The organism is Sphingobium sp. AP50 (assembly GCF_900109095.1).
In the GTDB taxonomy this organism is placed as follows: Bacteria; Pseudomonadota; Alphaproteobacteria; order Sphingomonadales; family Sphingomonadaceae; genus Sphingobium.
On sequence record NZ_FNYZ01000001.1, the window covers coordinates 516,756 to 530,764 of the forward strand.

At 63.2% G+C, this 14,009-nt stretch carries 13 protein-coding genes and 1 tRNA gene; 6 read left to right on the forward strand and 8 right to left on the reverse strand.

Annotation, left to right across the window (positions count from 1 at the left end; translation table 11 throughout):
- Positions 1-292: 292 nt before the first annotated feature.
- Together BMY84_RS02555 and BMY84_RS02560 are read left to right on the forward strand one after the other, a co-directional pair.
- Complete coding sequence (locus tag BMY84_RS02555; protein ID WP_177203871.1) at positions 293-877, forward strand: TetR/AcrR family transcriptional regulator; 585 nt, start codon at positions 293-295, stop codon at positions 875-877.
- A gap of 175 nt (positions 878-1,052) precedes the next feature.
- Positions 1,053-2,777 carry an acyl-CoA dehydrogenase family protein gene (locus BMY84_RS02560; protein ID WP_093080152.1) on the forward strand — a complete coding sequence of 575 codons (1,725 nt, stop codon included), beginning with the start codon at positions 1,053-1,055 and terminating at the stop codon, positions 2,775-2,777.
- Positions 2,778-2,811: 34 nt separating this feature from the next.
- Here the strand turns inward: BMY84_RS02560 and BMY84_RS02565 are convergent, their stop codons facing one another.
- Positions 2,812-3,441 carry a DNA-3-methyladenine glycosylase family protein gene (locus BMY84_RS02565; protein ID WP_093080155.1) on the reverse strand — a complete coding sequence of 210 codons (630 nt, stop codon included), beginning with the start codon at positions 3,439-3,441 and terminating at the stop codon, positions 2,812-2,814.
- 78 nt (positions 3,442-3,519) lie between these two features.
- On the opposite strand from BMY84_RS02565, the gene BMY84_RS02570 reads away from it, so the two are divergent.
- On the forward strand, positions 3,520-3,837 hold the full coding sequence (locus BMY84_RS02570; RefSeq protein WP_093080157.1) for a 2Fe-2S iron-sulfur cluster-binding protein: 318 nt from the start codon (positions 3,520-3,522) through the stop codon (positions 3,835-3,837).
- Between the two features lie 340 nt (positions 3,838-4,177).
- On the opposite strand, the gene BMY84_RS02575 is transcribed toward BMY84_RS02570, so the two are convergent.
- The gene (locus BMY84_RS02575; protein ID WP_093080160.1) at positions 4,178-4,918 is read right to left on the reverse strand and encodes a hypothetical protein; all 741 of its coding nucleotides are present in this window, start codon (positions 4,916-4,918) and stop codon (positions 4,178-4,180) included.
- A 23-nt stretch (positions 4,919-4,941) separates the two neighbouring features.
- Positions 4,942-5,682, reverse strand: a complete 741-nt coding sequence (gene rlmB / locus BMY84_RS02580; RefSeq protein WP_093080162.1) for a 23S rRNA (guanosine(2251)-2'-O)-methyltransferase RlmB — start codon at positions 5,680-5,682, stop codon at positions 4,942-4,944.
- A gap of 105 nt (positions 5,683-5,787) precedes the next feature.
- Here rlmB and BMY84_RS02585 point away from each other — a divergent pair.
- The 3 genes from BMY84_RS02585 (at position 5,788) to BMY84_RS02595 (ending at position 8,034) form a co-directional block, all read left to right on the forward strand.
- Positions 5,788-5,874 (forward strand) — tRNA-Tyr (locus tag BMY84_RS02585).
- A 161-nt stretch (positions 5,875-6,035) separates the two neighbouring features.
- Entirely contained in the window at positions 6,036-7,289 is a 1,254-nt protein-coding gene (locus BMY84_RS02590) for a tyrosine-type recombinase/integrase (RefSeq protein ID WP_093080165.1), read from the forward strand.
- A 19-nt stretch (positions 7,290-7,308) separates the two neighbouring features.
- Positions 7,309-8,034 carry a hypothetical protein gene (locus BMY84_RS02595; RefSeq protein WP_093080167.1) on the forward strand — a complete coding sequence of 242 codons (726 nt, stop codon included), beginning with the start codon at positions 7,309-7,311 and terminating at the stop codon, positions 8,032-8,034.
- A 198-nt stretch (positions 8,035-8,232) separates the two neighbouring features.
- On the opposite strand, the gene BMY84_RS02600 is transcribed toward BMY84_RS02595, so the two are convergent.
- The 5 genes from BMY84_RS02600 to BMY84_RS02615 all read right to left on the reverse strand — a co-directional run bounded on the left by BMY84_RS02600 (position 8,233) and on the right by BMY84_RS02615 (position 13,994).
- The gene (locus tag BMY84_RS02600) at positions 8,233-9,405 is read right to left on the reverse strand and encodes a tyrosine-type recombinase/integrase (RefSeq protein WP_093080170.1); all 1,173 of its coding nucleotides are present in this window, start codon (positions 9,403-9,405) and stop codon (positions 8,233-8,235) included.
- 452 nt (positions 9,406-9,857) lie between these two features.
- Positions 9,858-10,025 carry a hypothetical protein gene (locus BMY84_RS29595; RefSeq protein ID WP_177203872.1) on the reverse strand — a complete coding sequence of 56 codons (168 nt, stop codon included), beginning with the start codon at positions 10,023-10,025 and terminating at the stop codon, positions 9,858-9,860.
- On the reverse strand, positions 10,022-10,621 hold the full coding sequence (locus BMY84_RS02605) for a glycoside hydrolase family 108 protein (protein WP_093080172.1): 600 nt from the start codon (positions 10,619-10,621) through the stop codon (positions 10,022-10,024). The genes BMY84_RS29595 and BMY84_RS02605 overlap by 4 nt, the downstream gene beginning before the upstream one ends.
- A gap of 7 nt (positions 10,622-10,628) precedes the next feature.
- Positions 10,629-10,817 (reverse strand): hypothetical protein, encoded by a 189-nt coding sequence (locus BMY84_RS02610; RefSeq protein ID WP_093080175.1) that lies wholly within the window; start codon positions 10,815-10,817, stop codon positions 10,629-10,631.
- 6 nt (positions 10,818-10,823) lie between these two features.
- Positions 10,824-13,994, reverse strand: coding sequence for a hypothetical protein (locus BMY84_RS02615; RefSeq protein ID WP_093080177.1), 3,171 nt, complete (start codon positions 13,992-13,994; stop codon positions 10,824-10,826).
- Positions 13,995-14,009: the final 15 nt, after the last annotated feature.

A 14,009-nucleotide genomic window follows, 5' to 3' on the forward strand; every position in this document is an offset into this window, starting at 1 on the left:
ATTCCGCTCCCGCCGGCGACACGCCGAACCGCGCCAATCCCGCGCCGAACGCGCATTTGGGGCGAGACGACTCAGCCATATTACGATAGGATGACATCCATCGCCCGCGGGAGGGCGAGCGGCAGAGCGTAAGCCTGGGGAGCGTCACTGTGCGTCCATGCGTTTTTCTCGAAAAACGAATGGATTAAAAAGCACGGACTGACGGTCAAAACGTCCCCTCAAAGCCGCGACACGGGCCAGCCATGCACCCATGGCTGGCCCATTTCGTTCCGCTTATGCTACCCTCATTTTGATGACACATGACAGCATAGCTTCCGGCACGATCGAGGAAGGGCGTAGTCGCCGCCAGCAGATCGTGGCGATCGCCGCCCAGCTTTTCGCCCGCAAGGGCTATCGTGGCACGTCCATGCGCGACATCGGCGAACAGGCCGGCATATTGGGTGGCTCGCTCTATCATCATATCAAGTCGAAGGATGCGCTGTTCGTCGATCTGCACAACAGCGCGCTCGACCGCGCGGCGCGCCTCATCGCCATGGCCGTCAGCGCACAGGATGATCCCTGGGCACGGCTGGAGGCGGCCTGTTCGACCCTGCTGGAGATCCAGCTTGCGCCGGATTCGCTCACCACGCCGATGATGAATGATTTCCGCGAAGTGCCCGACACCGTCCGGGCGCAATTGCTCGCCCGGCGCGACCGGTTCGAGGATCAGTTTCGCGCTCTGGTCGCGGACCTCCCGCTGCCACCCTCCATCGACCGCTCCCTCTATCGCAACCTCCTCCTGTCCCAGATCAATTCGGCAGCGGAATGGTATCGCCCCGGCCGCCTGACCCCGGCGCAGGTCGCCGCGCAGATCATGGCTATCTTCCGGCACGAATAAACCATTCAGCTTGAATAAGCCCCGTTCGTCCTGAGCTTGTCGAGCCGCAGGCGACCGAAGGTCAACGACGCGCGCAACGCCCTCCAACAACGCTCGCACCCTGTCGACCATCCCCTCAATTGACTGTAACAGGTGTTTGGTGTAGGAAAATCGCATAGACCCGGAGAGGATTGCCATGTTCAGCTATGTGCCGCCGATCGACGATTATCGCTTCCTGCTGACGCAGGTTCTCGGCTTCGACGGGGCGATGGCGGATATCGGCAAGGATGTGGATGCGGACCTTGCAGCGGCGGTGCTGGAAGAGGCGGGCCGCATGTGCGCCGAAAGGCTCCACCCGCTCAATCGCCATGGCGATGAGGAAGGCAGCCGTCTGGTCGACGGCGCCGTGCAGACCCCGACCGGCTTTGCGGAGGCATGGCGTGATTTCGCGCAGGCGGGCTGGACGTCGCTGTCGGCCGATCCGGCCTATGGCGGACAGGGCCTGCCCTTCATCCTGCAACTCTGGCTGGACGAGATGCTGTCCGCCACCAACCTGTCCTTCGGCCTGTTCCCCGGCCTGACGCGCGGCGCCTGCGAAGCGATCATGGCCCATGCCAGCGATGATCTGAAGACGACTTATCTGCCGCCGATGGTCAGCGGCGAATGGACCGGCGCCATGGCCTTGACGGAAAGCAGCGCGGGCACCGATCTCGCCCTGCTCAAGACAAAGGCCGTGCCCAATGGCGATGGCAGCCATGCCGTCACCGGGACGAAGATCTTCATTTCGTCGGGTGATCATGACTTCGGCGGCAATATCATTCACCTCGTCCTCGCGCGCCTGCCCGACGCCCCCGCCGGGGTGAAGGGCATCAGCCTGTTCTTGGTCCCCAAATATCTGCCCGATGCCGATGGCGCCTTCACGCAGCGCAACGGCATGTCGGTGGGATCGCTGGAAAAGAAGATGGGCATCCATGCGCAGCCGACCTGCGTGATGAACTATGACGGCGCGACCGGATGGCTGGTGGGCGAAGCGCATCGCGGCCTCGCCGCCATGTTCACCATGATGAATGCCGAACGGCTGATGGTCGGCATTCAGGGGCTGGGCGTGGCCGGCGGCGCCTATCAGCAGGCGGTCGGCTATGCCCGTGATCGTCTACAAGGCCGCAGCGCCGATGGCGCGCGCGGGCCGGTGGCGATCATCGACCATGCCGATGTGCGCCGCATGCTGCTCGACATTCGTTCCTTTGTGGAGGCGGGGCGGGCGCTGGCCGGCTGGACCGCGCTGCAACTCGACCGCGCCCATGTTCATCCCGATGCGACGGAGCGGGCCAAGGCCGACGCGCTCGTCGCGTTGCTGACCCCGGTCGTGAAGGCGGCCTTCACCGATTTCGGCTTCGAAAGCGCAGTGCGCGCGCAACAGGTGTTCGGCGGCCATGGCTACATCCGCGAATGGGGCATGGAACAATATGTCCGCGACGCCCGCATCGCCCAGATTTACGAAGGCACCAATGGCGTGCAGGCGATGGATCTGGTCGGGCGCAAGCTGCCCATGGCGGGCGGCGCCGTGGTAGAGGGCTTTTTCGACCTGATCGCCGCCGATCTGGATGATGGCGACATCGGCGGCCGCACGCAGGCCGCGCTCGCTCTGCTGCGCGACGTCACGACGGGCCTGCGCGGCGCGGATGTCGATGCGTCGGGCGCCGTCGCGGTCGATTATCTGCGCCTCTTCGCGCTGGTCGCCATGGGCTGGATGTGGACCCGCATGGCCGCCGCCGCGACGGACGATACGCCACTGCACAGCGCCAAGCGTAGCGTCGCCGCTTATTTCGCCGAGCGGATATTGCCGCAGGCAAAGGGACTGGCCGACAGCATCGCCGCAGGCAAGGCCACCACCATGGTGCTGGAGGCCGACGCTTTCTGATCCTGCAATGGCGCTCCATCCCGGAGCGCCACCTTCAGGTCTTCAGCATATCCGCGCCGGCATTATAATGGTGCCAGGCCATGATCGCCGCCGCGCCGCGATGCGGGCGCCAGGCTTCCGCCACCTCCCGCGTCAATTTCTCGCTCGGCCGTTCGGGCAGGCCCAGCATCTGGCCGATCGCGATCTGCACCGCCAGATCGCCCGCCGGCCAGATATCGGGCCGTCCTTCGGCAAACAGCAGATAGATTTCCGCTGACCAGCGCCCGATCCCCTTGGTCTGGGCCAGTTGCGCGATCGCCGCCTCGTCATCCTGCGGCAGGGCATGCAGGTCGAGCGCGCCTGACACCACCAGTTCGGCAAGACTCCGGGCATAGCCCTGTTTCTGGCGCGACAGGCCACAGGCACGCAACGCATCGAAATCGCGCGCCAGCAGCGCCTCGGGCGCGCAGCCCAGCCCCAGTTCCGCCTCCAGCTTGCGCCACACCGCCGCGGCCGACGCGACGCTGACCTGCTGGCCCACGATCGTCCGCAGCAGCGTTTCATAGCCCGGCTCCCGCACGCGCGGTTCGGGATAGCCCAGCCGGCCGATCGCCGCGACGAAGCCGGGCTCCAGCAGGGCGATCGCGTCCAGGCTGGCGCGTAATTGATCTGTGGTCGACACCATAACTGTTCTGCCGTGCCCCTTGATTTCCGGGCCCCTGTCATTCAGAGCGGCGGAGAAAAATTCGAGGGGACTGGATAAATGCCGAAACTGATCGTGGTCAACCGTGCGGGTGAGGAACAGGCTGTCGATGGCGACAATGGCCTGTCGGTGATGGAGGTCATTCGCGATAATGGCTTCGACGAATTGCTGGCCCTGTGCGGCGGCTGCTGCTCCTGCGCCACCTGCCATATCTATGTCGATTCGGCCTTTGCCGACATCCTGCCGCCGCTCAGCGAGGATGAAAACGATCTGCTCGACAGCTCCGATCATCGCAACGAAAGCAGCCGCCTGTCCTGCCAGCTGGTGCTGAACGACGCCATGGACGGCCTGCGCGTCACCATCGCGCCGGAAGACTGACCTATCTCGTCATTGCGAGCGCAGCCCGCCTTCGGCTCGCTGCGTTCGCAACGACGATCTGATATTGGGTTATTCCACTTTATAGCATCGCGCTTATAATCAGGCCGACATCCGTTCGTCCTGAGTAGCCCCTTCGACTGCCTGCCAAGGCAGGCGCTCAGGACAGGCATTGAGCTTGTCGAAATGGCGTATCGAAGGATCAGGCACAGCGCTGGATGCTTCGATACGGGTCTTCTACTTCACCTTTGGTGAAGTTTATCCTGAGCGCCTGCTGCAAGCAGGCAGTCGAAGGGCTCAGCCCCTACTCAGCACGAACGGTTCAGATTAAAGGCTCGGTGTTCTAAGGCTTCAGCCGCAGCGTCGCCATCGGCGCTTCGCTCGTCATCGGCGTAACCGTCCAGACGATCTTCTTGCCCTGCGGCCCGCTTTCCGCGCCATCTTCCTGATTCACGCTGATGATCTCGGCATCCGTGGTCAGCGTGAAGGTGCCGTTCAGCGCCTTGGCGGCCTCGTCATTGCCGCTGCCGCCCATGCCGCCCATCCCATGGCTCTTGTCGAATTCATTGGCAAAGCCCGGCGCCTTCACGCGCACCCGGTCCGTCCCGCGCAATTCCACCGCGACAAAGGGCAGGACGATCTGCGCATCGATGTTGAAGGGGAAAAGGAAGGTGTGGTCCAGTCGGCCGTTGATCGCATAGTCGATCTCGAACCGGTGATTGCCGACATAGCGGGCCGACCGGAAGCCCTTCTCCTTTGACAGCGCGGTGGCGATCGCCTGCATCTGCGCATTATCATCCTTGGCGTCGGGGTCGCTGAAATCCTCTTCCTTGGCGGCGATCTGCATCAATGTTGGGCTGGCATCCGCTTCGCCCTCCTGCGCGTCGCCATCGCCGGAGGATGTCGTGCCGGACAGGGCATCGCTGTCCACGTCGGACGCCAATATCTCGCCCTTATAGGCAAAGGCGAAGCTGCGATCGGCGCGAATGTCCAGGCTCGATTCGAACTTGCCCGGCGTCACCAGACAGGCGGAGAGGGTGAGCAGGCCTGCCAGCGCGCTCAGGCTGCGAAACAGACGGTGCATCAACCTCTCCCCCTTATCGGCTATTATCGCGTCGTGGCGGCGTAAAGCGCGATAGCCGCCGCGTTGGATACGTTCAGGCTCTCCATGCGCGGGCTGATCGGCAATTTGGCGATGATGTCGCAATGGGCGATCGTATTGTGGCGCAGCCCTTCGCCCTCGGCGCCCAGCACCAGCGCGACACGCGATTCGCCGATCGCCTCGCCCAGCGTGGCGTTGGCATCGCCGTCCAGCCCGATGCGCCAATAGCCCGCTTCGGCAATTTCTTCGAGCGCGCGCGCCAGATTGACCACGCGGACCCATGGTACGCTTTCCAGCGCCCCCGATGCCGCACGCGCCAGCACACCCGATTCGGGCGGCGCATGCCGGTCCTGCGTCACGATGCACAGCGCGTCGAACGCGGCGGCGGAGCGCAGGATCGCGCCCACATTATGCGGGTCCGTCACCTGGTCCAGCACCAGGATCGGCCGCTTGTCATCCTGCCCCTGTTCCAGAATCTCGCCCAGCCAGACATCGTCCAGCGGCTCGACTTCGGCGACGATGCCCTGATGCGGCGCGTCGGACGGCACCATCCGGCCCATGTCGGCGACATCGGAATAGACGATCGGCAGCACCGGCGGCAGGTCGAGTTGGTTCAGCGCTTCGCGCGTGCCCCAGATTTTGCGCACGATGCGGTCGGGATTGGCAAGGGCCGCGATGACGGCGTGACGTCCATAGAAGCGCGGGAAGGCACTCTTGGGCTTGGTGGAGCGATTGGGCTTTTTCATGATTTTGCTCTTTTCACATCACCCCATTGACAGGCAAGCCTCCTTTCGCCATTGAGCCGCCTCCAGCGCGGCGGGGAACGAAAATTCCTCACCGGGTAGGGCACTGGACAGGTGGCCGAGTGGTTAAAGGCAGCAGACTGTAAATCTGCCCGGGTTTCCCGTACGCTGGTTCGAATCCAGCCCTGTCCACCACGCTCTCATATCGAGGCGTGCCGATCAGTGCCAAAAGGCCATAAAATCCGGGGTATTCCTCGATTTGGCCTTGCCATGCGTTGCCATCCCATACCATCTAAGGCCGGACCCGTTGGGGGTAGTGCTGGGGTATATCCTCAGCGTTCTGGGGGTATTGGGATTTGCTCACCGATACGCAGTGCAGAAAGGCGAAGGCGGCCGACAAGCCACTGAAGCTGTTCGACGGGCGCGGTCTGTTTCTTCACGTGGCGGTCAGCGGCGTCAAGTCGTGGCGCCTGAAGTATCGCTTCGCGGACAAGGAGAAGCTGCTCACCCTCGGCCGCTATCCCGAATCATCTTTGGCGCAGGCGCGAGAATCTTGCATCGAGGCGCGTCGCTTGCTGGAGCAGGGGATCGATCCGGGAATCGAGAAGAAGCAGAAGGCTGCGGCACTGAAGGCGGACGCGGCCGCCACCTTTCAGGTGATGGCGCTCCAGTGGCACGGCGAGATGGCGCCGACCTGGAGCGGTCACTACGCGAAGACGGTGATGAATGCGCTGAAGCGAGATCTATTTCCGGAGTTCGGCGCGCTTCCGATCGGCGCGATCACGCGGCCGATGGTGCTGCAGCGCCTGAAGGCAATCGAGGGTCGCGGCGCGATCGAGACTGCAAAGCGGGCGCGCCAGCAACTGGCCGACATATTCGAGTATGCGATCGGCGAGGGGCACAATATCGAGAACCCGGCCGCCGGAAAATTCTCGCTGAAGCCCCTTATCCAGAAAGAGATGCCGGCGCTCACCACGATCGCGGCGCTACGCTCCATGCTCTGGACGGTGGAACAGTCGCGGGCGCGACCGGTGACGAAGCTGGCTTCGCGGATGATTGCACTGACGGCAGTGCGGCCCGGCGTCGTCCAGTCGCTGCCCTGGATCGAGCTGGACAATCTCGATCGGGAAAATCCGGTGTGGATCATCCCGGCCACGCGAATGAAGCTGTCGCAGGAGCGCAAGCAGGAAGAGGCCTACGACCATTATGTGCCGCTAGCTACGCAGACGATGGAGCTGTTGGCCTCGCTGCGGATCCTGACCGGCCGGGGACCGCTGGCCTTTCCGCAGAGTCGATCGACGCGCAAGCCAATGAGCGACGCCACGATCTCGAAAATGTATCGGGACTGCGGGTTCACGGGCCAGCATGTCCCGCATGGCTGGCGATCGTCCTTCAGCACGATCATGAACGAGCTCGCGTCGCACCGCGACCGGCCGGAAGATCGCGCCATCATCGATCTCATGCTGGCCCATCGGCCGCGCGGTACCGAATCGATCTACAATCGCGCGGTCTATATGCCACGCCGGCGCGCGATCGCGCAGGAGTGGGCCGACATGCTTCTGGAGGGCTTCCCGCCCGTCTCGTCGCTGCTGATCGTTCGGGCGCCCTGACACGCACGGCGGCGCGCGCATGAGCGGCGCCGACGCACGCGCGATAGCGCGCGAAACCCGCAAGCTGCTGAAAGGCGCGGGCGCTGCCCTAGGCGGTAAGAAGCGCGGCCCGGACCAGCGCGTCCATCGCTACAGCTATGATGTCGACAGCAGACAGGCGGACGTTTTTCGCCCGATCGCCAACGGCACAACCGCGGGCGGCCTCGCCTGGGTCGACGACATGTTACGCCTCGCCAAGGAATATGACGTTATCCACAAGAAAAAGGGGGAGCGCAGTCCGCTGATGGCGAACGGCATTCGTGTCTACGAAGCAATGCTGCGCCAATTCCTCGACTTCAAAACCGGGCAGTGTGACCCTGCTATAACTGCATTGATGAAAGTGACCGCGCTATCGAAGAACGCGGTCGTTGACGCACTCAAGCGCCTCAAGGAGCACGGCTTCCTAGACTGGGTCCGGCGCAGCCAGCGCACCACCAACACGGGCGATGCAGGGCCGCAGCGCGAGCAGGCCACCAACGCCTATCACTTCGACATCGGCCGCCTCGGTCGCGCACTCGGCGATGCCGGCAAGGCAGTACGTGCGCGCTTCCTGAACCTCAGGGAGGCCCGCCGACGTCGGGCATCAAAAACCCCCAACACTGCCAGCCCAGCGCTCCAGGTGCCGCCGCAGCCTCCTAGACAAGGCGATCCAGCCCTGGAGGCCGTTCTCAAAAGGATGGAAGCCGGGATAGAGGCGCGAGTCTAGAGATGGTGATGTATACCCTCACAGGGGTTTAAGAGGAGAAGGAATGGCCTAGTCGGCCATACCAGGATGCAGCCACACACGCAGAATTTGCACTGAGGGTAGCCTATCGCGCCCTCAGACGGGGAGACGCTTGTCTCCCCGCTTGGCTTCCCAGGGGGCCAAGAGGTTGGGATCGCCCGTCATTTCGGGCCGGTGGCTTCAGCCGCCCAGGAGCGCGCCCCAGCGCGCATATAAATCGCGGCGCTGATCCAGCATCTCCGCCCGATTATAGGCCCGTTCGACCTTGCTCATCTTCGCCGGTACATGGGCCAGCGCCAGGTCGATCGCGGCATGCTCCAGCGGGAACCGCTCGTTGAGGATGGTCGAGAAGCTGGCGCGCCAGCCGTGCGGTACATGACGGCCGGCGAAGCCGGCGCGCTTATAGAGGCGGCCGATCGCGGCGGCCGTAATGGGGAAGACGCCCGAAGAACGGGTATCATACCCATTCTCACGAATGATCTTCAGCACGGCGACGGCTCCGGCGCTGAGCGGCACAAGATGATCATTGGCCGCGTCCTGCTTTTTATCGCGCGAGATCTTCATCCGGGCGGCCGGGATGCGCCATAGCGGCGCGGCGCCGTCCAGGTCCTCGAATTCTTCCCATCGCGCGCCCAGCAGCGCGCCCATGCGGACGGCCGTCAGGGCGAGGAAGCGCGAGGCCAGCCGGACGATGGGCGGGCCGCCAGCGCTCTCGCAGGCGGCGAGGAGGTCGCGCAGCTGCTCGATCTCGACCAGCGCCGGCTGGCGCTGCGCCATCGGCTTCGGCCGGAGCACCCGGCCGACGACGGCGGCAGGATCTTCCTTGGCCCATCCCTCCGCGATCGCGAAGCAAAAGACCATCGAGATCCGCTGCCGGATACGGCGTGCCGTCTCGATCGACCCGCGCGCTTCCACATCGCGCAGCACATCGCGCACCGCCGGCGCCGTGATGGTGCCGATCGGCAGGGAGCCCAGCTCCGGAAAGACATCGCGCACCAGGCTGTCGATGACGTCCTGGGCGTGGCGCTCGGTCCAATGATCCTGGCTTTGCGCATGCCAGGCGCGGGCGACCGATTCGAACGTGCAAATTTGCACGGTCTTCGTTCCTGATGGATCGACGCCCAGTGCGACCAGGCCGCGCGCTTCCTCGGCACGATCGCGGGCGTCGACCAGCGGAAGGTCCGGCCACTGGCCTAGACACAGCAGCTTCTCCCGGCCGTCGAGCTTGTATCGCAGCCGCCAGCTGCGCAGGCCATTGGGCTTGATGAATAGAAAGAGCCCGCGCTCATCGAACATTTTATAGGCGCGCGGCTTCGGCCGCGCGGCTTTCACCGCGGCGTTGCTCAGGGGCATGTTAATTTTCCGGGCTTGATTTGTGGCCGCTATCGGCCGCAAGATTGCGTCATAACCCACGGCAGAGCGGGGGTGGCGACAGGATGGATACGGCTCGCGAGGCCCTCGGTCTTGATCGCTATCGGGCGATCTAAACCACCCCATTTTTAGAGGTATCTATGCACCGCGAACGGATCGTCACCAGAAAGCGGAAATGCGATTGTGGTGCTTCGGCAGAAATTATCTTCGAAGAAGAAACAACAGACGAAGCCACAAAGACATTCGTCACCATCAAAGGTCCGCTAAGGTTGACCGAGGATGGAGGGTTCGTATGCCTCGCCTGTCAACCCGACGCCGCAAGTTAGACGGACAACCCCTCCGTCGCGCATCTTCCCAACGCCGCAGAAATCTGCGACTTTTCCGCTATGCGCAGACCCAGTGATACCCCACCCGATACCCCACTGCGCCGCTTCCTATTCCGGCTGGAGGCTGGCTGCCTTGTCGTCGCCATGATCCTTGCTTTCGGATCCTTTGTCGTCGGACTGCTTTGGCCGTGACAGCCGATCGGCCGCTTCGCTGATCAGCGCACCGAGCAGCGCGCGGCCGATCCACGCGGCAATCTTGTCGACCCGGATCTTCACGCGCATTTCTCCAGCGGCACATTGCCCAGCCGGTTGATGGTCCATCCCGGCATGAACGTCTCGAAATTCGAATTATTCTTGGCCAGGTTCAGATAGTGCGCGGCCTGTTGCGCATCCAGCAGCTTCACGATCATGCGACAGGCCTCGGCCCGGCCCCGCAATTTCTGCAGGCTGGCATAGGCGGCGATCGTCTTGGCGCCGACCTGCCCATCCACGGTCAACTCGGGCCAGTCCTTGCCCTGACGGTTGAGGCTGTTGAGTGCGGTCTGCAACCAGATGGACGGCTTGGTCGGCCCAGCGTTGACGCCGCTATCGATCAGCTCCTCGGCCGCCGCCGGCGACAGGTCGACCAGCGGCAGAAAGCCGGGCTTCACGATATAGCCCTCATAGACGATCTTCTGCGCCCATTCTTTCGGGAAATCGCGCATGTCGCCGGTGAAGCCATCGGCGCGCGCCACCGCCTGCGTGACGCCGTGATTGGTGGCGCCGCCCGGATCGGCCGGATTGTTCACATAGCCGCCTTCGACATTGAAGACGGACGCGACGATGGCCAGCGCCGCGGCGCTGGCCGTGGCGAGTATCTTACCCTTGCTCATGATGATGTCAGTCCTTTCGGCCGGTCAGCCGCTTGGCGGTTTCGGTTTCCCAGATGCGGATGGCGGTCCACACGATCGTCATCGCCGCCGCGATCGAGGGGAGAATGTTGGCGATCGTGCCCAGCAGCACGCCGATCGAGAGGCCATCGGCCGCATGCTTCAGCCCGGACATCGCCGCTTCGCTTTCGATTTTCATGGGATGTCAGTCCTCGCAACGATAGACGATCGTGATGTTGGCGCGGATTGTGCCGTCTTCAGGATTGAGGTCGCGCACGCGCAGCGCACGCCCCATCGTCTGCCACCAGCAACGAATATAGTCGCGGCCTGCTGGCACCTGACCGACCAGCGTTCGGCTTTTGGCCGGGAAGATGACGCCGTCATCGATGCCGGTCACACCCTCCGCGTCACCGCCACCTGCCGGTGCGGCGATCCAAGGCAATCCTGACGGCAAAGTGCGGAAATTCGTTTCGACGGCATCCGCATGCGACTTGTTCACGCGCCAGTTACCGCCGCCCAGATTCTCCATCAGCAAGGTGCCGGGAATAATGTTGTCGCCTTCGATACCCTGGCCGACAGCCAGCGCGCCAACAGCCAGACTGATGACCGACATCGTGGTCCCGACGATCGAACAACGTCCGCGCACTGTGCTGACCGTGAAACCGGTGATCGGGCCGCTCGGGACTGACTGCGACCGGCTGACCGTATAGTGGCCACCGCCCAGATTTTCGAGGATAGTCGTTTTGCTGAGCGTCCCTTCGCCCTTGACCGTCTGGCCCACCGCCCAGGAACCGCTGCTGGTCGAGCTAACGGTCAGGAGATTGCCTTCGATCGAGCCAACGCCGACTGCAGCGGCGAATGTCTGGGCGTCGAAGCGGATTTCACCATCCATCAGGCTCAGCATTGCCGTCCCGGCCGGCACGGTCTGCATCAGGTCCAGATTATAGGTGCCGACGCCGCCCGTACCGGTGCCACCCGGCACGATGACCGGGCTATACTCCATGCCGGTCCAGCGGACGCAGTGCCCCACCGCCAGCGCGCCGCTCGTCATCTGAGTGACGTGCAGCACAGTGCCGATGATCTCGCCAACGAACGATGCATCGGAGCCAAGCGTGAAAGGCGTGACATTGCGAATATGCGTCAGAGACTCATCGCCTACCCGCTGGGCATGGCATTCGTTCGCCGCAGGCGCTCCAAAAACAACCTTGGATGAGTTGAGCGCGATGGGTGTCAGCGTGAAATAGGTGCTGAGCTTCTGATTGTTGCGCAGCGTATATTCTTTGCTGCCGCGCGGTCGGACCTTATGTGTCGACATGTTGGTCGACCGGCTCTGCACCGGATATTCAGCGACCCGGTTCGTCCCCACATTATCGACCATGATGGTCGAATTGGTGCGATCAGTGCCGCCAAATTCCAACAGCGCCAAGCCGTTCGGCAGACCGGAAACCGACGCGCGAATATTATTGTCGCGGCAGGTCCACTTCACGCCGTTCAACGTCTTGTCGCGAAGGTCGAAGCCGACATGATTAGCCGTGTCAGGCCAGTCGCGCATCGAGATATCCATCTCGATCTCACAATTATAGGCACCGTCCAAGCGGACAGCGGCAAGGCTTGGCACCGGAACATAGAGGCCGCTCGCGGCTTTGCGCGGCTGATAGCCCCAGTCGCGCACCTTGCATCCTTTGATCTTGGCGCTGGCCATGTAGATGCGAAAAATCCGGCCGCCCATCTCGTCAAATTCGCAGTCGGTCGCGAACAGGTCGTGCGCCGGCGGATAGGTGACGCTGCCGATATTGCCTTCGGTCATCCCGAAGCCAAGGCCGCAACCGCGGACTTTTTCGCCCCAAAGCGTTATGCTGGTGCCATCACGATTAAACGCGCCGGCCGTGTTGCTGTCGTAATAGAAATTGGCCCAGCCCCGCATCCGGCCTGACAGGGAGCCGTACCAGATTTTGTCGAGAAAACCTCTTGCCCTCGAACGACTAAAGTCGAAGTTGCGGATACGGGTGAAGGAGATTGCGCTGTCACCGCCGATGGTGGTGCGCGATACAGGATCGACCGCATCCAGCGCCGCCTGATAATCAGGGCCGCCATAGAAATCGCAAAGATCAAAGGTAGCGTGGCCGATATCGCGGATTGTGATGGCCGTCCCGGACGGTGCCGCGAGGCTATAGGTCCGGTCAGATACATCAACCCGCAGCCCCCTGATATGCAGGTTCGGGATGCTCGGATCGAGCGGGTCGGCATGGTCAGGACCTTGAAAACGCAGAGCGGCGATGCTGTTTACGATGGGGACGCCGTTCAAAACGCCATCGGACAACCCCTTGATGGCAGTGCCGGGACGCGCGTCGATGCGCAGTTCTTTCCCTGCCAGCATTTCAACGGGCACCGGTGCGCAAGTGTAGGTGCCCGGCGCATCCTCAAAATCTTCCTTGCTCAGCACCGCGACCGAGCTGCGCTTCTGGCAATCTTCCAGCCATTGCAGCACGTTCTGGCTGCTGTCCTCATCATCGATCCGAACGCCGGCCTCCCGCGACGTCAGGGTGCCGCCGGTACGGATGATGGTCGCGGACTTGTTAGCTTCCAGTTCGGCCTGCACGGTCGCGCCGCCGGTCGCGCCGATCTGGCCTGCGGCCTGCTGCTGGATCGACGTGCGCACCCAGACCTTGGTCGCATCGTAGGTCGACCGGATATAATTGATCTTGCCGGTGTCAGCCTCGACCTGCGCGGCATAGGTCGCATAATCGCCGATCGTGAAAAGGCCCGCCTTCCCGTTCTCGGTCAGCACGGCCGATCCGCCAGAGATGCCGGCCGCCTCCAGATCGGCGGTGCTCGTCCAGGTCTGGTTCTGCTTGATCAGCTGAAGCATCGCGTCGACCGTCGGTGCGTCGATCAGGCCGGCGTCGAACAGCACTTCTTGCGGCGATCGCCCGCGCGCGCCGCGCTCGCGCACGGCGATCGTCTGCGGGTTGACCGTCGCTTCGCTATAAGGAAGCTCGATCCATACCGGCACGATATCGCTGGGAAGCTCCGGCCCTTCAGCGATATTGACGCGCGCCGTCCAGCGGGTGATGGAGGCGCCGCCGCTCAGTTCGACGAAATCATAGCTGAGCGCCTGGCTCTGGCCGCTTTCATACAGCGCCGTCGCCTGTTCGGCCGTAATGGCGATCATCACTGCCGCGCCATCTTCGGTCAGTTCGCCATCGATCGTGACGATCGGCACGATGCGCGACGATCGCCGCAGCGTCAGGGCAAAGGTCCGCCCGATCAGATCCTGCGGATCGCCGGCGGCATCCTGAAGGATGAAGCGCAGCACAAGGGGTTCGCCGGCGCGCACAAGCAGCACGCCGGCGGGCGACAGGCCCGCCAGGGTCATCAGGCTATTCCTTCA